General features: G+C 43.7%; 17 protein-coding genes. 13 read left to right on the top strand and 4 right to left on the bottom strand.

All coding sequences use genetic code 11. From position 1 onward, the window contains the following. Window positions 1–120: 120 nt before the first annotated feature. Complete coding sequence (locus tag JFC08_RS07325) at window positions 121–1,443, top strand: O-acetylhomoserine aminocarboxypropyltransferase/cysteine synthase family protein (RefSeq protein WP_060491886.1); 1,323 nt, start codon at window positions 121–123, stop codon at window positions 1,441–1,443. Window positions 1,444–1,582: 139 nt separating this feature from the next. On the opposite strand, the gene JFC08_RS07320 is transcribed toward JFC08_RS07325, so the two are convergent. Both JFC08_RS07320 and rsmI read right to left on the bottom strand, forming a co-directional pair. Continuing rightward, entirely contained in the window at window positions 1,583–2,602 is a 1,020-nt protein-coding gene (locus JFC08_RS07320) for an adenosine kinase (protein WP_198330257.1), read from the bottom strand. 54 nt (window positions 2,603–2,656) lie between these two features. Continuing rightward, complete coding sequence (gene rsmI, locus JFC08_RS07315) at window positions 2,657–3,625, bottom strand: 16S rRNA (cytidine(1402)-2'-O)-methyltransferase (RefSeq protein ID WP_198330256.1); 969 nt, start codon at window positions 3,623–3,625, stop codon at window positions 2,657–2,659. A gap of 135 nt (window positions 3,626–3,760) precedes the next feature. Between rsmI and JFC08_RS07310 the strand changes: the two genes are divergently transcribed. The 8 genes from JFC08_RS07310 to hisC all read left to right on the top strand — a co-directional run bounded on the left by JFC08_RS07310 (window position 3,761) and on the right by hisC (window position 11,965). Then, complete coding sequence (locus tag JFC08_RS07310) at window positions 3,761–4,246, top strand: YraN family protein (protein ID WP_198330255.1); 486 nt, start codon at window positions 3,761–3,763, stop codon at window positions 4,244–4,246. 216 nt (window positions 4,247–4,462) lie between these two features. Then, window positions 4,463–5,293, top strand: a complete 831-nt coding sequence (locus JFC08_RS07305) for a BON domain-containing protein (protein WP_045455256.1) — start codon at window positions 4,463–4,465, stop codon at window positions 5,291–5,293. A gap of 275 nt (window positions 5,294–5,568) precedes the next feature. Further along, a complete protein-coding gene (locus tag JFC08_RS07300) occupies window positions 5,569–6,576 on the top strand; it encodes an alpha/beta hydrolase (RefSeq protein ID WP_227697695.1) in 1,008 nt (335 codons plus the stop codon). Window positions 6,577–6,698: 122 nt separating this feature from the next. Further along, window positions 6,699–6,950, top strand: coding sequence for a BolA family protein (locus tag JFC08_RS07295; RefSeq protein ID WP_010200621.1), 252 nt, complete (start codon window positions 6,699–6,701; stop codon window positions 6,948–6,950). Window positions 6,951–7,055: 105 nt separating this feature from the next. After that, window positions 7,056–8,324 carry a UDP-N-acetylglucosamine 1-carboxyvinyltransferase gene (gene murA / locus JFC08_RS07290; protein WP_109592419.1) on the top strand — a complete coding sequence of 423 codons (1,269 nt, stop codon included), beginning with the start codon at window positions 7,056–7,058 and terminating at the stop codon, window positions 8,322–8,324. 147 nt (window positions 8,325–8,471) lie between these two features. Further along, window positions 8,472–9,167: an ATP phosphoribosyltransferase gene (hisG, locus tag JFC08_RS07285; protein ID WP_045447985.1), complete on the top strand. Its 696-nt coding sequence runs from the start codon at window positions 8,472–8,474 to the stop codon at window positions 9,165–9,167. 289 nt (window positions 9,168–9,456) lie between these two features. Then, entirely contained in the window at window positions 9,457–10,752 is a 1,296-nt protein-coding gene (gene hisD / locus JFC08_RS07280; protein ID WP_198330254.1) for a histidinol dehydrogenase, read from the top strand. Window positions 10,753–10,831: 79 nt separating this feature from the next. Then, window positions 10,832–11,965 (top strand): histidinol-phosphate transaminase, encoded by a 1,134-nt coding sequence (hisC, locus tag JFC08_RS07275; RefSeq protein WP_198330253.1) that lies wholly within the window; start codon window positions 10,832–10,834, stop codon window positions 11,963–11,965. Between the two features lie 124 nt (window positions 11,966–12,089). Here the strand turns inward: hisC and JFC08_RS07270 are convergent, their stop codons facing one another. Both JFC08_RS07270 and JFC08_RS07265 read right to left on the bottom strand, forming a co-directional pair. Continuing rightward, entirely contained in the window at window positions 12,090–13,760 is a 1,671-nt protein-coding gene (locus tag JFC08_RS07270) for an anthranilate synthase component I family protein (RefSeq protein WP_227697694.1), read from the bottom strand. 38 nt (window positions 13,761–13,798) lie between these two features. Beyond that, on the bottom strand, window positions 13,799–15,034 hold the full coding sequence (locus tag JFC08_RS07265; protein ID WP_198330251.1) for a beta-ketoacyl-ACP synthase II: 1,236 nt from the start codon (window positions 15,032–15,034) through the stop codon (window positions 13,799–13,801). A gap of 496 nt (window positions 15,035–15,530) precedes the next feature. On the opposite strand from JFC08_RS07265, the gene JFC08_RS07260 reads away from it, so the two are divergent. From JFC08_RS07260 to fusA, 4 genes are all read left to right on the top strand, one after another. Then, window positions 15,531–16,715 (top strand): EcsC family protein, encoded by a 1,185-nt coding sequence (locus JFC08_RS07260; RefSeq protein ID WP_198330250.1) that lies wholly within the window; start codon window positions 15,531–15,533, stop codon window positions 16,713–16,715. Window positions 16,716–17,173: 458 nt separating this feature from the next. Next, window positions 17,174–17,548, top strand: coding sequence for a 30S ribosomal protein S12 (gene rpsL, locus JFC08_RS07255; RefSeq protein ID WP_011281154.1), 375 nt, complete (start codon window positions 17,174–17,176; stop codon window positions 17,546–17,548). A 206-nt stretch (window positions 17,549–17,754) separates the two neighbouring features. Then, window positions 17,755–18,228: a 30S ribosomal protein S7 gene (gene rpsG, locus JFC08_RS07250; RefSeq protein WP_021814163.1), complete on the top strand. Its 474-nt coding sequence runs from the start codon at window positions 17,755–17,757 to the stop codon at window positions 18,226–18,228. Window positions 18,229–18,573: 345 nt separating this feature from the next. Beyond that, a complete protein-coding gene (gene fusA / locus JFC08_RS07245; protein WP_055125899.1) occupies window positions 18,574–20,700 on the top strand; it encodes an elongation factor G in 2,127 nt (708 codons plus the stop codon). The last annotated feature ends 258 nt before the right edge of the window (window positions 20,701–20,958 follow it).

Here is a 20,958-nt window from a genome sequence, read left to right as displayed (position 1 = left end):
TATTGCTATGATTTGGTAAATTGTTTTTTAGCTGAATTTTCAGTGGTAGATTGTTAATTAATAATTTGTTGATTAGTCATTTATTGATTAATAACTTTTATCGAAATAAAGGAATATATAATGAGTGACGAACAAGCAGCCCAGCAAACAGCCCAAAAATCAGCGACGCCTCAACGTCTTGAGACCTTGGCGATTCACGCTGGTTATAGCGTTGAGCCAACGACCAAAGCGGTCGCAGTGCCTATCTATCACACCAGCTCGTATGCGTTTGATAATACCCAGCATGGTGCTGATTTGTTTGATCTAAAAGTTGCAGGTAATATCTATACCCGTATCATGAACCCGACCAATGCCGTGTTGGAGGAACGCGTCGCGGCGCTCGAAGGCGGTATCGGTGCCCTTGCAGTAGCATCTGGCATGGCAGCCATCACTTATGCGATCCAAACCATCTGTGAAGCGGGCGATAATATCGTTGCTGTGTCGACCTTGTACGGCGGTACTTATAATTTGTTTGCCCATGCATTGCCGCGTCAAGGTATCGAAGTCCGCTTCTTTGATCACAAAAATCCTGAGGCGATTCGTGATTTGATCGATGATAAGACTAAGATGGTCTTTGCAGAAAGTATCGGTAATCCATTAGGTAACATCGTTGATATTCAAGCGCTGAGTGATATCGCACATGAATATGGTGTGCCAGTGGTGATTGATAGTACGGTTGCCACGCCTGCGTTATGTCGTCCTTTTGAGTTTGGTGCGGATATCGTGATTCATTCATTGACTAAATATATGAGTGGTACGGGTACCTCGATTGGTGGGGCGATTGTCGATAGTGGTAAATTCGCATGGGGCGACTATCCTGAGCGTTTTCCCTTATTGAATACGCCAGATCATAGTTATCACGGTGTGAACTTTGTCAAAGACGTGGGTGCAGCAGCCTTTATCGCTCGTGCTCGTGTGGCACCGCTGCGTAATACTGGCGCGGCACTTAGCCCATTGAATGCCTTTGGTATTTTGCAAGGTATGGAGACATTGAGTCTACGTATGGAGCGCCATGTACAGAATGCCCAAGCCGTTGCAGAATATCTACGTGACCATGATAAAGTTGCTTGGGTGAAATATGCAGGGTTACCGGATCATCCTGAGCATGAGCTTGCCAAAAAATATATGAAAGGCACGCCTTCTGCTATTTTGACCTTTGGAGTCAAAGGTGGTCTAGAAGCAGGTGCGCGCTTTATCGATGCGCTGCAATTGATTACTCGTTTGGTCAATATCGGTGATGCCAAATCACTAGCCTGTCATCCAGCGACGACCACGCATCGCCAGCTCAATGAGCAAGAGCTCGAAAATGCAGGTGTAAGCACTGATATGGTTCGTTTATCAATTGGTATCGAGCACATCGAAGATATCAAAGCGGATCTTGCGCAAGCATTAGCCTCGGCTTAGTATTAAACGCTTTTTATTGAACTGAGCCATGTGAGCTGAGCAATGTGAACTGAATAATTTGTCTCATAATTAATAATAAAAAAGCCCATATCAATCGATATGGGCTTTTTTATTATCAGCAATGACAGATTTTTATAAGTTAAGCAGATAGTACACGCTTTGCAATATCTCTATAATCTTGTGAGGCTAATCGTGGTCCAAACTGTTGAATCACCTGCGCCGCCACTTCGCTGGCAAGACGACCACATTCAGGCAAGCTATAGTGCTGCGACAACGCGTATAAAAATGCTCCTGCATAATTATCACCGGCACCATTGGTATCAATGACATTAGTAACGATTGGTGTAGCAACTTCATAAATCTCAATCTCTGATTTATCATCAGCTTTATGAGCGATTGTTGCACCATTGGCACCATCAGTGACGACTGCCGTCTGGCAATACTCAAGCAGTGCGCGTGCGGCTGCCTTGACTTGTTTTTTGTCCGTAAAGAGTTTGGCTTCCTCACTATTACAGAATATCACTGCCACTTTATTGCCCAGCATATTGAGTAAACCGTCTTTGGCAAACTTCACCACGGCAGGATCAGCAAAACTTACGGCAATTTTTGCAGAATGAATCCCTGCTTGGTGACGCAACTGAGTCATAGCAGGCTGAATACTCTCAGTCATGGCCAAGTAGCCTTCTATATATAGCCAGTCAGCTTGTGTCAGCGCATCAAAATCGACATTTTCTGCGGTGATTTCGCTTGAAGTACCAAGATAAGTTTGCATGGTGCGCTCGCCATCTTCAGTGACTGCGACCACACATGAACCCGTTACTCCGCCTGCATGGATAGATTTCTCTGAAGTTGCAACACCTGCTTCATGTAAGTCTTTGAGATAAAACTCGCCTTGTTGATCGTCACCAACGCGGCACGCATAAAATGGCTTGCCGCCTAAACTGGCAAAGGTATACATCGTATTAGCCGCTGAGCCACCACCAGCCTGCTTTGATGGTGCAATTTCTGCCAGTTTAAAATACGCCAATAATTGCTGTTGCTCGTCGATACCTGCCAGCGTCATATTGCCTTTGGTCAAATCAGTCTCTTCTAGCGCCGCATCTGACAGCACATATTCATGGTCAACCAATGCGTTGCCTATCGCCATTACATTGTACATTGCTCACTTCTCCTCAATGGTTTTATAACTGTCTTTAATATTAATATCCAAAAATTATTCAGCTTGTAGCTCAAGTAAGCGCTGATATAGCGCATTCTTTTTGACGCCAGTGATATCAGCGCCCAATGCAGCGGCTTTTTTAACCGATAAGTCTTCAAGCAAGCGCTGCAATAATTTATCATGAATACTGATGTCATCCGCATCCTGCGCCACATTCACGCCAGCGACGACCACGACTATCTCACCGCGCTGTTGATTGTCATCAGCTTTGACAAATTCCACCAAATCCCCAAGGGTGCTTTTATGGACAGTTTCAAAGGTCTTAGTCAATTCACGGCAAAACGTCACTTCACGATCTGCGCCAAATACCGCCGCCATGTCTTCTAAACTGGCGATAATACGGTGCGGTGCTTCATAAAATATCAGCGTTTCAGTACGTGTGTTTAGAGCGGTAAGCTGTTTTTGGCGACCGTGGGTTTTGGCGGGTAAAAACCCAATAAAGCTAAAGCGGTCTGAGGGCAATCCTGCGACTGACAGTGCAGCAATGGCAGCAGAGGCACCAATGATAGGAGAGACTCTAACGCCTGCGGCATGAGCGGCCTGTACCAGTTGATAACCTGGATCACTGATGAGTGGCGTACCGGCATCACTAATCAAAGCAACCGAATGACCTTGCCCGATCATCTCGATAATTTTGGGTGTTTGAATGGCACTATTGTGTTCATGATATGCCCAAAGCTTGTTATGACCTTTTTGCTTGGTCGCGGTATCAGCGTCTGTCACGTTATTATCGGTATTATTTTTAGTGTTGGGAGCTTCTGACTCTTTTTCGTCGTCGGTTTTACTGCCTTTGGTATCAATGCCAAAATGAGACAATAGCTTACCTGAGGTACGGGTGTCTTCACAGGCAATGATGGCGACTTGTTTTAAAACATCGATGGCATGCGGCGTCATATCGCTCATATTGCCAATCGGCGTGGCAACGATATATAGACAAGCTGGCATCGCGGTAGGGCTAGACATGAAAACCTCGGAGTATTAAAAGCGGGAATTAAAATATAATGTGGCGCGCTGACTGACAAAACTGGTCAAAAATAGAACTTAAGCAAAGCATAAAACACCATACCAGCATCTGCACGCGAAAGTGGCTAGTTTAGCATGATGTGCTATGATAATTCTGAAATGTTAACCAGACCCATCGACCTTATGTCCAGTCATAAACCTTTGAGCCTCACTTCACCAAAGCAGCGCCAAGGCAGTCTGTTCGAGCAGCAGGCGTGTGAGTTTTTACAATCGCAAGGATTGATTTTGATTGCCCAAAACTGGCAGCAGCCCAAAGTGGGTGAGCTGGATTTGATTATGCTGGAGACAGGTTCAGCATGGTCGACATTGGTATTTATCGAAGTGCGTCAACGGCAGCGTTCAGGTTTTGGTGGTGCTGCACTGAGCGTGACAGCAAGCAAACAACGTAAAGTGATTAAAACGGCGCAATATTTTTTGCAACAGCATCCTGAGTATGAGGATTATGACTGCCGGTTCGATGTCATCGCTTATGATACGGTAGGTAATCATCTTAAGACCAGTGGTCAAAATGTAGAAAATCAACCACAATGGCTCAAAGGTGCTTTTATAGCAGATACGTGATAATAGGATATAAAAGCAATCCAACTAAAAGGTAGTAAGTACTTGTCATCACATGAGCGTTACCAAAAACCTAACCGCTGATAGTAAAAATTAAGTAAAGTAGCTAAGTTATTATTAACTGAATTAACAGTTGTCAAAATAAATGTTATTAGATTAAAACTGGCTCAACCAATCGACTTTATACGATCGTCACACTCATGTTCTAAGAGGTAAATCATGACACGGATGCATTTGCGCACTGCTATTTTTGGCTCATCACGCCGCACCGCGATAGGCGTTATGCTAATGACCAGCATCGTCACTACGGGCTGTACCACCAATTATTTGACCAACAGTACAGAAGGTACGTATGGTGTGCCGATGACAGAGCGTACCATTCCGCAGCGACTACTGGATCGCAGTATTGAACATACCGTCAAAATCAATGTTTATGGGTTGAAAGAAGACCTGCAACAAACCAGTCGTATGGGTATTGATAGCTTTAATAGTGAAGTGTTATTGACCGGCGAAGTACCCACTGAGGCCATCAAAGTAGAAGTCGAAAAAGTCGTCAGCTCTATGCCAGATGTGCGTCATGTCTATAATGAGCTAAACGTCAGCGCGTCTAAAGGCTATAGCTCGACGGTTCATGATGGCTATATCACCTCAAAGCTGCTGGCAAAAGTCGCCGCGAGTGATGGTGTCAAAGCCTCACAGATAAAAGCAGTGACCAATGATGGTGTGGTTTATATCATGGGACGTATGACACCGACTCAGCAGAGTCACCTAATCGATATTGCCAATAGCACCGTTGGTGTGACTGAGCTGGTGCTGCTGACGACCGTCGTTGATGACAGGGGCGTAAAGATAAGTAAAGATGACATTATGTCTGAAAATAACTTGGTAAATCCTGCTTCAGCGCCAGTCGTTGTGGATGCTGCTAGCGTTAATAATTCTGAAGCGCCAGCGTCCGTTGGTACATCGACTCCTATCGTCGTGACCGAAGATGGCACAACCGTTGAGCAACCGTCATCAAGCCCCTATATAGACCTGTATCAAGATCAGTAAAAAGTGTTCTAAAACACAGCTGTTATTTATCAATGAAACAAAAAACAGTGGCTAAATAGTTTGTAGGGTAAGCTATTTGCCCCGTCAGTTTAAACCGTGTTTAATGACAAGAAACCTAAACACGGTTAACAGGAAAAACACGAGAACGTCTGAGCCAGCCAGTAAGATATAAAAAGCGAAGAATAGACGAGACAGGATTAGTGCTTATTTTATAAAAGGGCTATCGCAGTGCTGTTAATTTTGATTCATGTATAAATATAATAGGGATACTGGCAATGAAGGATGCAAACAAGCGCTTAGAATATAATAAAAGCCGTCAAAAAATAAATAATGAAAGCATGACTAACAATACTGCTAGCAAAGTAAGCATTCTAAAATTCACAGGTGTCGCCGCCTTAGCACTGGGTAGCGTTGCACTAGCCACCCAGAATGCGCAAGCCTTATCGCCACTGGCTATCGTCAATGGCATTACTGCTAGTGGCGGCGTTGGCGTCAGCAAAAATATTCTCTATGGTGATGAGCCCGATCAAGACTTGGATATTTATTATCCCAAGCCATTAGCACAAGCGATGAAAGCCCAAAGCGCCATCAATGATGGTGCGATTAATGATAGCTATCCGATGGTGGTGTTTGTCTACGGTGGCTCATGGGAGAGTGGTAATAAAGAACAGTATGCCTTTGTCGGTCAGAGTTTGGCGCAAGCAGGTTATGTCACCGCCGTGATTAATTATCGTAAAGCGCCTGAGCATGTGTACCCTGATTATGTCAAAGATACGGCGCAAGCGATTGCTTGGAGTATCAATAATGCTTCGAGCTTACATGCTGATCCTAAACGCTTGGCGGTCATTGGACATTCTGCTGGTGCATTTAACGCGGTTGCAGCGGTCGCCAATGAAGATTTTTTAGCGCCTTATGGTATTAAGCCAAAGGATATTACCGCGGTCGTGGGTATTGCTGGTCCTTATAGTTATGACTTCCGTAAATTTGATAGCGCCACCGCCTTTGCTGCTGATGCTACGCCAGACGAGGTCATGCCAGACCGTCAAATCAAAGGCGAGCAGCCCCCGTATTTGTTGTTGACTGCCGAAAAAGACAAAGTGGTATATGCGACCAATACGATTAAAATGACCAAAGCGTTGCAAGAGGCGGGCGTCACCGTGGAAAACGGTGAAATAAAAGGTGCCAGTCATGCGACCAGTATTGGTGCGATGGCACCGCCGCTACGTTGGGTCAATGATGTACGCGCGCAAGTACTGACGTACTTGGATAAAATGCTCAAATAATGGACGGCAATCAGAAGTTAGGTGCAGTTGCGTAAGACAGTACTGTAAGATGCTTAAACTCTTGTTATAATGTCGTCACTTTAAATCTATACCCTATCTGACACTTTAAGGCAGAATATTCTATGAGCATGAACGCTGACGATTTGATTGCATTTTTACAGACTCACTTCCCAGACGCTTTTATTCAAGCTGCCAATCAAGGTAATAAGTTTGATGTACGCGTGGTTGATGCAAGCTTTGAAGGTAAGCGTGCCGTGCAACGTCAGCAGGCGATTTATGCATTAGTCAATGATAAGATCGCCAGTGGCGATATTCATGCGCTCAATATTCAAGCGCTGACGCCTGCTGAATGGGACGTTCAATCCAAAGGCTAGACCGTTATACATATGATTTGGCTTGTTAGACTGGCTATTATGTTGGCTAGGTGTGATTGGTCTGATTTTCACTATTTTAATACTCATCGTTAGGTTGTCACTTCTATGGATCAATTTTTAATCACTGGTAGTAGTCGTATCGCAGGGGAAGTTACTATCTCAGGCGCCAAAAATGCTGCTTTGCCGTTACTTGCCGCTATGATATTGGCCGAGACGCCAACGACATTGCACAATGTACCATCGTTACAAGATGTGCGGACCTTGATTGAATTGATCGGTGGCATGGGTATCAAAATCCAAAAGCAGGACGATACTGTCACCTGCGATACCAAGAATATCGATAATTTCTATGCACCGTATGATTTGGTAAAGACCATGCGCGCATCGATTTTAGTGCTTGGACCATTGCTGGCACGTTTTGGTGAGGCAGAAGTGTCATTGCCCGGCGGCTGTGCCATTGGTTCACGTCCTGTTGACCAACACCTAAAAGCCTTTGAGGCGATGGGTGCTGAAATTAGTGTCGAAAATGGTTACGTAAAAGCACAAGCGCCAAAAGGGGGTAAGCTAATTGGCTGTAACTACTCTTTTGATATGATTACCGTTGGCGGTACTGAAAACGTCATTATGGCAGCCGCACTTGCCAAAGGTACGACCGTCTTAGGTAACTGTGCCCTTGAGCCAGAAGTCGTTGATTTGGCCAATATGTTGGTCGCGATGGGCGCTAAAATCAGCGGTATCGGTACTTCGATCATGACTATCGAAGGCGTTGAGCGCTTACACGGTTGTGAGTATTCGGTGGTACCGGATCGTATCGAAACAGGCTCATACCTTGCTGGCGCACTCATGACGCGTGGCGATGTGTTGACTAAAAACACCTCTGCGCTATTACTAACACCTGTGTTAGAAAAATTCGAAGACATGGGTGCCATTATTACCAGCGGTGATGGTTGGATTCGTGCGCAGATGAAAGGTCGCCCTAAAGCGGTTGATATCCGTACTCAGCCGCATCCAGGTTTCCCAACCGATATGCAAGCGCAGGTCATGGCTATTGCGTGTCTGGCGGATGGTACGAGTACCTTTATCGAAAATATCTTTGAAAACCGCTACATGCATGTCCCTGAGCTTAATCGTCTAGGCGCTTCTATCCAAGTAGATGGTCATACGGCCGTAGTAAAAGGCGTCGAAAACTTCACCGCTGCCCCTGTGATGGCGACTGATTTACGTGCGTCTATGTCATTGGTGATGGCAGCGGCAACTGCTGAAGGTGAAAGTTTAATCGACCGCATTTATCATATCGATCGTGGCTATGAGCATGTCGAAGAAAAGCTGCGTGCGCTTGGGGTCAATATCGAACGTATCAATACTAATGACTAATATCGATTTGCTTATCAAATCCATGACCTAAATGATTGATACGATTGGCATTGATATGAATAGCTTAGTAAGCTAGCACTATTAGTAACCTACCACTAAAAGCCCCCTTCAGCGGGGGTGTTAACTGCACATGGACACGATGTCATTATGACTGAAGCAAGCAATAGCCTACCAAATGATGGTTTATTAAATGAAGTAAATGATGAGTTTTCAGGCTTAACACTGGCCTTATCAAAAGGTCGTATTCTAGAAGAGACCATGCCACTGCTACGCGCAGCTGGTGTTGAGTTATTAGAAGATCCTGAAGCCTCACGCAAACTTATTTTTCCAACCTCAAACCCCAACGTGCGTGTATTGATTTTGCGTGCCAGTGATGTGCCAACCTACGTTGAGCATGGCGCGGCTGACTTTGGGGTGGCGGGTAAAGATGTGTTGCTTGAACATGGTGCCAACCATGTCTATGAGTTGCTTGATTTGCAAATTGCTCAGTGTAAGTTGATGACAGCTGGCGTGAAAGATGCGCCGCTACCCAATCGTCGCCTACGTATTGCGACCAAATACGTCAATGTTGCCCGCGCTTACTTTGCCAGCCAAGGTCAGCAAGTGGATGTGATTAAACTGTATGGCTCTATGGAGCTTGCGCCGTTGGTCGGATTGGGTGATTTGATCGTCGATGTGGTTGATACAGGTAATACGTTGCGCGCCAACGGTCTTGAAGCACGCGATCATATTTGTGATGTGTCCTCACGCCTTATCGTCAATCAAGTGAGCTACAAGCGTAAATTTGCGTTACTTGAGCCGATTTTAGATAGCTTCAAAAACAGCATTGCCAGCGCTTCATAAATTAATTCCTAATGAATCAATGCTTTATCAAACGATACTAATCATTGGTAATCTCAAGCATTGTCATACAAATTTTTAAACCAGTTTAGCGCTATAAGATAGATATAGCGTGCTAAACTGGTTTTGTTGTATTTGCTTGCCAGAAAGTATGAGGTTAGTATAATCTGAACAAACTAAATATATAGAAGCTGGTATATCAGCCATCACAATTATTATTAATACTCAATACCCCTCATTTTTACATCGCTAATTTTCAGCAGTTTTTTATGCTCAGATATAGGATTAAGTCATGCGCCAACTAAGTACCCAAGATGCCGATTTTGACAGTCAATTGACAGAGTTACTTGCCTTTGAAACCGTCAATGATGCTGATTTACTTAAGACTGTTGATGATATCATCGCGCAAGTTCGGCATGATGGCGATCGCGTCGTACTGGCGTTAACCCAGCAATTCGATCAGCATCCGGCGACGACAATGCAAGAGCTAGAGCTGTCTAAAGAGGCGCTTGCTGAAGCGTTTGCGAATCTTGATGATACAGTAAAATCCGCATTGACCACCGCAGCAACGCGTGTGCAGACCTTTCATGAGCGCCAAGTACAAGAGACTTGGCAGTATGAAGATGAGCTTGGTAATCGCTTGGGTCAAAAAGTCACCGCACTTGATCGCGTTGGTATTTATGTGCCTGGTGGTTTGGCCTCTTATCCATCTTCTGTATTGATGAATGCCATTCCTGCCAAAGTGGCGGGTGTTAAAGAGGTCATCATGGTGGTACCAGCGCCAAAAGGCGTGCTCAATCCATTGGTGTTAGCCGCTGCACATTTGGCACAAGTCGACCGTGTCTTTACCATCGGCGGTGCGCAAGCGGTTGCTGCCTTGGCATATGGTACCGAAACGATTCCAGCGGTGGATAAGATCACTGGCCCTGGTAATAAATATGTTGCAGCGGCAAAGCGCGCGGTATTTGGTCAAGTTGGGATTGATATGATCGCTGGTCCCTCTGAAGTATTGGTATATGCAGAGGGCGAGGCGCAAGACCGTGCTGATTGGTTGGCGATGGATTTATTGTCACAAGCTGAGCATGATCGCATTGCCCAAGCTATCTTTGTCACGACCAGTGAACAGCAGCTTGCAGACGTCGCCGCTGAAATTGAAAAAGCGCTGGCAGAGTTGCCAAAAGCCGATATCGCCCGCGATTCGCTAAAAAATCGTGGCGCACTTATTTTAGTCAAAGACCGCGTGGAAGGTATGGCCGTGATTAATCGGGTTGCCCCTGAACATTTAGAGTTGTCAGTTGATCATCCTGATGCGCTACTCAACGATATTCGTCATGCAGGTGCTATTTTCATGGGACGTCACACGCCTGAGGCGATTGGTGACTACTGTGCAGGACCCAATCACGTGTTGCCAACCTCTGGCACTGCGCGTTTCTCTTCACCGCTTGGCGTTTATGATTTCCAAAAGAAATCCTCTATTATTTATTGTACTGAAGCCGGTAGTAAGCCATTGGCTGAGACCGCAGATATTTTAGCGCAACGTGAGGACTTAGAAGCCCATGCGCGCTCAGCCCGTTATCGTTATCAGTAACGTGGCTTAATGATTACTTTTGAATTGTACTTTTGAGATTTATATTTAATAATTTATGTGGCGAATAGTAGGATAACTTATGAGTGAGTTAAAGATAGACACCAGACTTTGGTCATCTAAAGCGCGTAATTTGTCACCTTACGTTCCTGGTGAGCAGCCTCAGCATGAAAATTTATGCAAATTAAATACCAATGAAAACCCATTCCCGCCGTCACCGAAAGTAGGCGAGGCAATCGCAAAGGTTCTAGAGCAGCAAGCGGCTGATCTGCGTTTATATCCAGCGCCTGAGTCTGATGATTTGCGTGCCGCATTGGCACAACTTTATGATATTGATATCAACCAAGTGTTTGTTGGCAATGGCTCTGATGAAGTGTTGGCACTAGTATTTGCCAGCTTTTTCCTAAAAGAGCGACCTGTTTTAGCACCCGATATCAGCTATAGTTTCTATCCAGTCTATGCGCAGACCTTTGGTATCGAGCTGGTACAAATCGCCTTGGAAGAAGATTTTAGTATTGATCCTGATGCTTATCGCCAGCCTTGTAGCGGCATTATCATTGCCAATCCAAATGCCCCAACTGGATTATTATTATCGCTTGCCGATATTCGCAAGCTGGCTAGTGAGCACTCAAACTCAGTGATTGTGATTGATGAGGCTTATATTGATTTTGCGCGGGCAGTTGACGGTAGCTCAGATGCAGAAATTTCAGCAGTGAGCTTAATCAATGAGTTTGACAACATTCTTGTGACCCAAACCTTTTCAAAGTCACGTTCGCTTGCTGGATTACGCGTTGGTATGGCTTTTGGTAATGCCTCATTGATTGAAGCCTTAACCCGTATGAAAAACAGCTTTAATAGCTATCCACTGGATAAGCTGGCGCAAGTAGGGGCGACTGCCAGTGTATTGGATGTTGAGTATTTTACTCAGACCTGCCAGCAAGTCATCGACTTACGCCAATCTCTTACAGCAGAGCTGACAGCGTTAGGTTTTGATGTGTTGCCATCGCATGCCAACTTTGTTTTTGCCCGCCCTAAAGACGGTAATGCCAATACGGTAGCGAATGCGTTACGTGAGCAAGGCATTATCGTCCGTCATTTTGACAAGCCACGCATCAATGAGTATTTGCGTATCACTACCGGTACAGCAGAGCAAAACAACCGTTTGATAGATGCTTTACAGACGTTGCAGAAAGAGGCTGAAATTATTGCTGATTAATATCTGGTTCGCGATTTAAATCTTGATAATTGCATCACGATGCTTGTATTGATAAAAAAGCCTGCCAACATTATGTTGCGCAGGCTTTTTGACGAATTTATCTAGTCACGTTTTTAGAACAATCTTAAGGGCCTTTGTGGGTATTTTCTTGAGTTAAAACGCTTAATAGATTACCGACTTTATCCAAACATTCTTGGTATTCAGCATCGCAATCAGAGGCGACAGTGATACCACCGCCTGCCCATAAGCTAATATGTCTTTTTTTATCCAACTCATTATGTGATGAAGTGTTAGCTTGCAGCGTACGAATGAGCACATTCCATTGACCACTGCCATCAAAGTTCATATAGCCCAATGTGCCGCAATAAGCACCGCGCGGCGCAGTTTCTAGCTCAGATATAATTTCAACCGCTCGCTTTTTTGGGGTGCCAGTAATTGAGCCAGCAGGCAAACTACCAAACAAAACGGCGAGTGGGTGAGTGTCCGTCTGTAATTCTGCGGTAATAGTGCTGACCATATGGTGCACATTGCTAAAACTCTCAATCGCGAATAACTGCGGCACTTTTACGCTGCCTATCTTGGCATATTTACCCAAGTCATTACGCAATAAATCGACAATCATCACATTTTCGGCGCGATCTTTTTCACTATCAGTCAGTTGCTGTTTATAAGCATGGTCTTGTTGAATATTGGTGCTGCGTGGCATAGTCCCTTTGATGGGCTTAGTGATGATATGGTGCTTGCCAGTATTGATATCCTTGGTAAATGTAAAGAACAACTCAGGCGAGCAGCTCAATAATTCAAACGGATGCTGGGAAGTATTATCTTTGATTTCACGGTTAAAGGGATTAACCGCTAAGTATCCAGAAAAAGGTGCTCGGGTATTACGATGTAAAGCAGGTAAATAATCAATAAGCATCGGCAAGATGCCATTATCACTGGGATTACGATCAAAAAAACTTTGCCATTCTTGGGTTAGGTTGATTTGATAACAGTCGCCTTGCTGTAGATAGTTTTGGGTTTGATTAAATGCTTGTTGATAGTCTTGTTTACGCCATCGTGACTTTAATACTAAAGGAGCAGGCAGTGGTGATGCTGTCAGTTGCGTTTTATTGAGACAGTTATCAGCCAGATTTTTATCTACTATATCTAAATAAGAGACAAGTGCCGTGATCATTTTATTTTTTTGCTGATTATCAGAGTCGTTTTCAGAGTCGTTAGCAGTTGCCTTTATCGTTAATTCCCAACCCGTGTTGCCATGATTTTTCTCAGGTGCTAAGTAAATATCATAATGTCCTAATACGGCACAAGGCTGTGCTGCTCGCTCAATTTTGGCGGCCGGGCTTAGCTCATGAGCCGCAATATCATAACCAATAAAACCTATCAGACCATGATGATAACTTGGTTTTTCATTTAAATCGCTTACTGATTCTGAGTTTTCATTATCAGTCTCATAAGTTTGACTATAACTGATTAATTCATCTTGCCAGTCGCTATAACTCCTATAAGTGACAGTGATATCATTGTGAACGGCGTCACGATAGGTTTTTGTGACTTGATAAAGGGCTGCTTGTTCGTTAGAATTTGACGTTTTTTCAGAATAATCATAAACAGACCAGCTTACTTTTGGCAATAAGCCAATCACCGGTTGACCATCATTGTTGAGCCAAACCAATTGCCAGTTTGCCTTAGTATCTTGTGCGATTAAATACTGCTGTAGCAGCGGCATAAATTCTGCAGCCGATAGGTCACCAAAACGCCAGCTAGGTTTAGTAGCTGGCGATGGATCAGACATTATTTGCTCAGTTTTGAGAGGATGTGCTGCGAGCATAGTTAGGCGTCAAACTTCTTAATGATTAATGTGGCATTAGTACCGCCGAAGCCAAAGCTGTTGCTCATTAGTGTCTCAAGCTTGGCTTCACGCATTTCGGTGACAATATCAAAGCCTTCAGCCGCAGGATCTAAATTATCAACATTGATACTGGGTGCAATGAAGCCTTCTTGTAGCATCAATAAGCAATAAATCAGCTCTTGCGCACCAACGGCACCAAGGCTATGACCTGTCATAGATTTAGTAGAGCTGATCGCAGGTACTTGACTGATATCATCGCCAAATGCTTTAGCAATGGCTTTAAGCTCAGTGATGTCACCTAACGGCGTGCTGGTACCGTGGCTGTTTATATAGTCGACAGTTTGCAAACCAGCTTCGGCTAGGGCTTGCTGCATACAGCGCACGGCACCTTCACCACTTGGCGCAACCATTTCAGCACCATCAGAGCTGGCACCATAACCGACGATTTCAGCCAGTATATTGGCACCACGTGCTTGTGCATGTTCTAGACTTTCAACCACGACCATCGCACCACCAGCAGCAATCACGAAGCCATCACGATCTTTATCATAAGCTCTTGAGGCGCGCTGCGGTGTCTCATTATATTGAGTACTGACTGCACCCATGGCATCAAACATACAAGACTGTGTCCAATGTTCCGCTTCGCTACCACCCGCGAGTATCACATCTGCTTTGCCTAATTGAATAAGTTCAGCCGCATGACCGATACAATGGGTTGAGGTGGCACAAGCAGAGGTGAGCGAGTATGATACGCCTTGGATTTTTAGACCTGTAGCAAGCGCCGCTGACACTGAGCTGCCCATTGTTTTTGGCACAGCCATCGCGCCGACACCGCGCAGACCTTTATCCCGCATGGCATCTATGGCATTGACAATATTCTCTGTCGACGCGCCGCCAGAGCTTGCGACCACGCCCACGCGTGGATTATTATTGATGGTTTCAAGCGACAAACCAGACTGCTCAATGGCGTTTAAAACACTGACATAAGCGTATAGACTGGCATCACTAAAAAACCGCTTCAACTTACGATCGATACCACTGGTATCAAGCGTCGACTGGTCGATACTGCCGCTAACGTGTGATTTAAACCCATGCTCAGCATAAGCCTCATTAAATGTAATGCCAGACTGCCCTTGCTTTAGAGCGGCAGTAACCGTGGCTAAATCATGTCCGATACAAGAGACGATCCCTGCTCCAGTGATAACAACGCGGCGCATATTCTATTCCTTATGAGTAACGATTTTTCACAATTACTTTTAATAATCGTTTTTAAGTATGTATTTCTATTATTTAATATTAGGGTATGTTGAGCGTTAAAGTCTCATTTTACAATCATTGTGATGATCATAGTAAAACTATATGCTTGGTAACTGATTATTTATAAGTAACGAACTACTTATAAATAGAAGTACAAGTGTACTGTGAGTTATGGCACATGATAACGTATCGAGCGTCCAAAATCTTTGTACAAGTGCAAAATAACGACAAAATCGTGCTTGCTGTCTAAAGCCATCTAAAAAGACCATTTGCTTGAAGACAGCTTGCATAATGGTATCAATCATACATTAAGTGATACTTTTGGATACAAAATTTGTGATTGCGATAACATTGTTCGCACTGACATTGATTATAGTGATTGACTAGAATGGCACATCTATTATTATAAATCGCTTACAATAAAACAAAATTACTCATCACATTAAGGACATCACGATGGCGAAGCGTAGCACTCTCTCTAAAGGTATCACTACCGTTGGCTCTTTTACTCGCAACAATCTAGAGCGCATGGGCGCTATGATTGATAGCATGAATGCTAAGACGGGCAAACCGCGTCAATACAAAGCAGTCAACTTAGGCGATGAAGACTATCAGCAGGATTTGTTCCGTGAGCAAACGTTAAAAGCCACTCAGCAATTATTAGGGCCACGTTTTGCCACTTATGGTAAATATGCCAAAAAAGTAGTGCCAAACAGTTTTTTTCAGTCGACGGTCGATGGCGCTTTTGCACAAGTGGCAAATCTTGCTTCTAACTGGAGTCAGATTAATTTACCTAATGAGCATCGTTTCGCCAATATCGCAAGCTTAGATGATGAAGAGCGTTATGCATTAGCTACTGATATCGCCAATCAAAACCGTGCATTGGCAACGATAGGGGGCTTAACAGGTCTGGCTGGGCTTCCTGGTTTGCTGGCTGATACGCTTTGGCTTTTATTGGTATCATTACGTACCGTCTATCAGTTGGGTGCTGTCTACAATAAACCCCTCACAGGTAAGCAAGGCGTCAAAATGGCATATGAGCTGCTAGCGAATGCTGACCTGAGCAAGATGCAAGAAAAACAAGCATTGCTAGCAGGTATTGGTATCGGCAAAGGCTTATTGGATAATGCCCAAAGCAGTGGTCTACACAATGAGCTAAAAAACCTAGGTCTAAAGGATAAAAACGTCAACTTTTATGCAGAACAAGTTGACAGCATTGCCAGTCAGGTCGGTATTGACTTGGATAAAATCAATTTAACATGGATACGCAAATTCTTACCAGTTACCGCTGTTATCGTTGGTATGCGCTACAACAGCCAGCTCATTGATGAAGTGATTGGCGTGGCTCAAGCGACTTTTGCCCCAGAAGCCAAACTTGCCAATCGCGCAATCACTGATGATAGCGGTAATGAAGCTAAGGTAAACAAAACAGCTGACAATGACAAGCAGCAAGATGCTGAGAAAGAGTCAAGCAAGGATACCGATAGCAAGAAAGATACTGCTGAAGATAAAAATAACCATCAAGAAGTTGATGAAAAGGTCGTGAAAGAAACGCAGAAAGACGACAATTATAAGCAAGGCGGTCAGAATAAATCCTCTGATAGCAAATCAAACAAGACGGCTAACAAGAAAAGCAAATAAGAGCGTCTAAATAATCAGACTTACCTGTTTTCTTTCTTCAGCCAGCTTATATCATAGAAGGATTATGAGCTGCATATCTACTACTAATTTTGGCGATAATGTCTTCTTTCTCTTGAAAAACAAGATAATATCGCCATTTAGTACTTATAAATTGCTATTTATTTATAGTTAAACATCTTATTTAAATCGTTCGTGACGCTACTTTCGATATACTGTATGACAATCTACTTTTTAGCTGATTTTTAACTAAAAATAGATAAAGTGTTATAGTAGTAGGGTGAATGCATATCTATCAAATGTTGTAAAGTGCAATCACGCATAAGTGGTTGAAATAGCAGCAACAACTCTTTATAATACACTGTCCTAAAAATGGGTGTACCAAAATCTGTCGTTAAAGTCAGATGGATGGTGCGTTTCCCCATTTTTTTGTTTTATACCAAACGGGAGAAGGATGCCTCATGGCAACAACTAACCAATTGATTCGTAAAGGTCGCAAAACCATCAAGGAAAAGTCAAAAGTTCCTGCGTTGGAAGCGTGCCCACAACGTCGTGGTGTATGTACTCGCGTATATACTACTACCCCTAAAAAACCTAACTCAGCCATGCGTAAAGTATGTCGTGTACGTTTGACTTCAGGCTATGAAGTATCAAGCTACATCGGCGGCGAAGGTCATAACTTACAAGAGCACAGTGTTGTTCTTATCCGTGGTGGTCGTGTAAAAGATCTACCAGGTGTACGTTATCACACCGTTCGTGGTGCATTAGATTGCGCAGGCGTTAAAGACCGTAAGCAAGGTCGCTCTAAATATGGTGCTAAGAAGCCTAAAGTTTAATAACTAATCGTTATTAGCTAAGCTTTTTTATACCAAACATTAACTGTGCATGGGTCTGGTGTTGACAGTATTATTAAATTAGTAATTCACTGTTAAAACATACCGCCGTGCAGTAAGGCTGACTGACAACTCGATATAACGCCATCCAATATTCATTGGTGCGAGATTGTGAATGTCAGACACTCCTGAAGAAAAGGATATTTATTATGCCAAGACGTCGCGTCGTTGCTACCCGTGAGATCCTACCGGATCCTAAGTTTGGTAGCCAAACTGTTGCAAAATTCATCAACCATGTAATGAGTCATGGTAAAAAATCTACTGCTGAGCGTATCGTTTACGGTGCACTTGAAACAGTAAGCGAAAAACGTAAAATCGAAGATCCAGTATCTTTCTTCGAAGAAGTTTTAGAAAATGTACGCCCAATGGTAGAAGTGAAAGCTCGCCGCGTTGGTGGTGCAACCTACCAAGTACCAATGGAAGTACGCCCCTCCCGTCGTACTGCCTTGGCTATGCGTTGGTTAGCTGAAGCTGCTGCTAAGCGTTCTGAAAAATCAATGGCTTTGCGTTTGGCTGGCGAATTGAATGATGCTGCTGATGGCAAAGGCGCTGCTATGAAAAAGCGTGACGAAGTTCACCGCATGGCAGATGCTAACAAAGCGTTCTCTCATTACCGCTTCTAAGCTACTGTTTATTAGTAGTAGCTTTAGATTAGCTGGCTGAAGTCAGCTAATCTTACATTGTTATTTATTCTATTGATTGCCGCCATCATTTATCTTGTTGTAAATAGTTTTTGACTATCAACAACGAGATGGCGGACATCTATCAAGATGTCTCTCTTAATTAAGTATGCTTGTCACAAGAGAGCATCCCAAATCTGATGCCGCACTATTCTTAGTATTTGCTCTTTTTTTGTCCGTATTAGGCTCAATAATCAGTAAGTAATATGAAGCTGACCGCTTTGTCATAGAGTATGAGGTAGAGACACAATACATTATTATATACACGACTTTTCCTAGGAAAACACTATGGCTCGTAAAACTCCCCTAAAACGCTATCGCAACATTGGTATCTCAGCGCACATCGATGCTGGTAAGACAACCACTACTGAGCGTGTTTTATTTTATACCGGTGTTAGTCACAAACTTGGTGAAGTACATGATGGCGCAGCCACTATGGACTGGATGGAGCAAGAACAAGAGCGCGGTATTACTATTACCTCAGCGGCGACGACTTGTTTTTGGTCAGGTATGGCAAAACAGTTTGACGAACATCGTATCAACATCATTGACACCCCAGGTCACGTTGACTTCACGATCGAAGTTGAACGTTCTATGCGTGTACTTGATGGCGCTTGCATGGTTTACTGTGCAGTAGGCGGCGTTCAGCCACAGTCTGAGACCGTATGGCGTCAGGCAAATAAATATAAAGTTCCACGTCTTGCATTTGTAAACAAAATGGATCGCGTTGGCGCTGATTTCTATCGTGTTATTGAGCAGATCAAAACTCGTCTAGGCGGTAATCCTGTACCATTGGTTATTCCAATTGGTAAAGAAGATGATTTCGAAGGCGTTATTGATCTAGTTACCATGAAAGCTCTTTATTGGGATGAAGCATCTCAAGGTATGGAGTTTGAAGAGCGCGAAATCCCAGCTGAATTACAAGAAAAAGCAGAAGAGTATCGTGAGATTCTTGTAGAAAATGCGGCTGAAGCAACAGAAGAATTGATGAATGAGTATTTAGAAAATGGCGAGTTGTCTGTAGAGCAGATCAACGTTGCTATTCGTCAATTGACTATTGATAACCAAATCATTCCATTACTTTGTGGTACTGCCTTTAAAAACAAAGGTGTACAAAAGATGTTGGATGCGGTTATTCAGTATCTTCCAGCACCAATGGATGTACCTGCTATTAAAGGTATCCTTGATGACAAAGATGAAACTGAAGGCACTCGTGAAGCGTCAGATGAAGCGCCATTCTCAGCTTTAGCATTTAAAATCATGAATGACAAATTCGTTGGTAACTTAACCTTCGTTCGTGTTTATTCAGGTGTTTTAACGCAAGGCAGCAGTGTTTATAACCCAGTTAAAATGAAGCGTGAGCGCGTTGGTCGTATTGTACAGATGATGGCTAACTCTCAAGAAGAGTTGCAAGAAATCCGTACTGGTGATATCGCTGCGTTGGTCGGCATGAAAGACGTAACGACTGGTGATACGCTATGTGATGAGCAAAATGTTATCACGCTTGAGCGCATGGAATTCCCAGATCCAGTTATCAGCCTAGCGGTTGAACCTAAGACCAAAGCTGACCAAGAAAGAATGTCAATCGCTTTAGGTCGTTTGGCGAAAGAAGATCCATCGTTCCGTGTACATACTGACGAAGAGTCTGGTCAGACAATCATCAGTGGTATGGGTGAGCTGCATCTAGAGATTCTTGTGGATCGTATGAAGCGTGAGTTTAACGTTGAAGCGAACATCGGTGCGCCGCAGGTTGCTTATCGTGAAACGATTCGTAACACGGTTGAGCAAGAAGGCAAATTCGTACGTCAGACTGGTGGTCGTGGTAAATTCGGTCACGTTTGGTTACGTCTTGAGCCACTTGATCCAGCGGGCGATACTGAATATGAATTCGCTGAAGAAGTTGTTGGTGGTACTGTACCGAAAGAATTCCATGGTGCTGTTGATAAAGGTATCCGAGAACGCATGAAAAATGGCGTACTTGCTGGTTATCCAGTGGTTGGCGTAAAAGCGACCTTGTATGACGGTTCTTACCATGACGTCGATTCGGATGAGCTATCATTTAAGATGGCTGGTTCTATGGCATTCAGAAAAGGCTTCATGGCAGCAGATCCAGCGCTACTTGAGCCAATCATGAAAGTTGAAGTTGAAACGCCTGAAGATTATATGGGCGATATCATGGGCGATCTTAACCGTCGTCGTGGTTTGGTACAGGGTATGGAAGACCTACCTGGCGGTACTAAGCAGATCCGTGCCGAAGTACCATTAGCAGAAATGTTTGGTTATGCCACACAAATGCGCTCAATGTCACAAGGCCGTGCTACTTATTCAATGGAATTCCAAAAGTACGCTGAGATTCCAAAATCAGTTGCTGCTGACATCATCTCTAAATTCAACAATAAAGATGATGACGAGTAAGTAATCGTCTATTAAATATGACAATGTAGCTATTATCTCTATGTTGTCATAGAAGAATACGCCAATAATTGGTTAAAAGACTTGTTATTGGCGGTGATTTTCTTATAATATCTGCACATTAGTATGTGTACCCTTTTAACAATTATCTTAATGTGGTCAAGATCGTCTTTGTTATCGTATTTATACGAGCTTAGCATTTGACCCCAAAAAAAGAGGAAATACCCATGGCAAAGGCCAAGTTTGAACGCGTAAAGCCAC

The organism is Psychrobacter cibarius (assembly GCF_016107535.1).
GTDB lineage: Bacteria > Pseudomonadota > Gammaproteobacteria > Pseudomonadales > Moraxellaceae > Psychrobacter > Psychrobacter cibarius.
Note: the sequence above shows the minus strand (reverse complement) of the source record. Positions and strands in the feature narration are given on the sequence as shown.

What these genes read in the sequence shown, in the direction of transcription:
- JFC08_RS07265 (WP_198330251.1), bottom strand. Translation starts at nt 15,034, where the DNA reads ATGCGCCGCGTTGTTATCACTGGAGCAGGGATCGTCTCTTGTATCGGA.
- hisD (WP_198330254.1), top strand. Translation starts at nt 9,457, where the DNA reads ATGCGCCAACTAAGTACCCAAGATGCCGATTTTGACAGTCAATTGACA.
- JFC08_RS07320 (WP_198330257.1), bottom strand. Translation starts at nt 2,602, where the DNA reads ATGTACAATGTAATGGCGATAGGCAACGCATTGGTTGACCATGAATAT.
- rsmI (WP_198330256.1), bottom strand. Translation starts at nt 3,625, where the DNA reads ATGTCTAGCCCTACCGCGATGCCAGCTTGTCTATATATCGTTGCCACG.
- JFC08_RS07270 (WP_227697694.1), bottom strand. Translation starts at nt 13,760, where the DNA reads ATGTCTGATCCATCGCCAGCTACTAAACCTAGCTGGCGTTTTGGTGAC.
- JFC08_RS07325 (WP_060491886.1), top strand. Translation starts at nt 121, where the DNA reads ATGAGTGACGAACAAGCAGCCCAGCAAACAGCCCAAAAATCAGCGACG.
- JFC08_RS07310 (WP_198330255.1), top strand. Translation starts at nt 3,761, where the DNA reads ATGATGTGCTATGATAATTCTGAAATGTTAACCAGACCCATCGACCTT.
- JFC08_RS07305 (WP_045455256.1), top strand. Translation starts at nt 4,463, where the DNA reads ATGACACGGATGCATTTGCGCACTGCTATTTTTGGCTCATCACGCCGC.
- rpsL (WP_011281154.1), top strand. Translation starts at nt 17,174, where the DNA reads ATGGCAACAACTAACCAATTGATTCGTAAAGGTCGCAAAACCATCAAG.
- fusA (WP_055125899.1), top strand. Translation starts at nt 18,574, where the DNA reads ATGGCTCGTAAAACTCCCCTAAAACGCTATCGCAACATTGGTATCTCA.
- rpsG (WP_021814163.1), top strand. Translation starts at nt 17,755, where the DNA reads ATGCCAAGACGTCGCGTCGTTGCTACCCGTGAGATCCTACCGGATCCT.
- hisG (WP_045447985.1), top strand. Translation starts at nt 8,472, where the DNA reads ATGACTGAAGCAAGCAATAGCCTACCAAATGATGGTTTATTAAATGAA.
- murA (WP_109592419.1), top strand. Translation starts at nt 7,056, where the DNA reads ATGGATCAATTTTTAATCACTGGTAGTAGTCGTATCGCAGGGGAAGTT.
- hisC (WP_198330253.1), top strand. Translation starts at nt 10,832, where the DNA reads ATGAGTGAGTTAAAGATAGACACCAGACTTTGGTCATCTAAAGCGCGT.
- JFC08_RS07260 (WP_198330250.1), top strand. Translation starts at nt 15,531, where the DNA reads ATGGCGAAGCGTAGCACTCTCTCTAAAGGTATCACTACCGTTGGCTCT.
- JFC08_RS07295 (WP_010200621.1), top strand. Translation starts at nt 6,699, where the DNA reads ATGAGCATGAACGCTGACGATTTGATTGCATTTTTACAGACTCACTTC.
- JFC08_RS07300 (WP_227697695.1), top strand. Translation starts at nt 5,569, where the DNA reads ATGAAGGATGCAAACAAGCGCTTAGAATATAATAAAAGCCGTCAAAAA.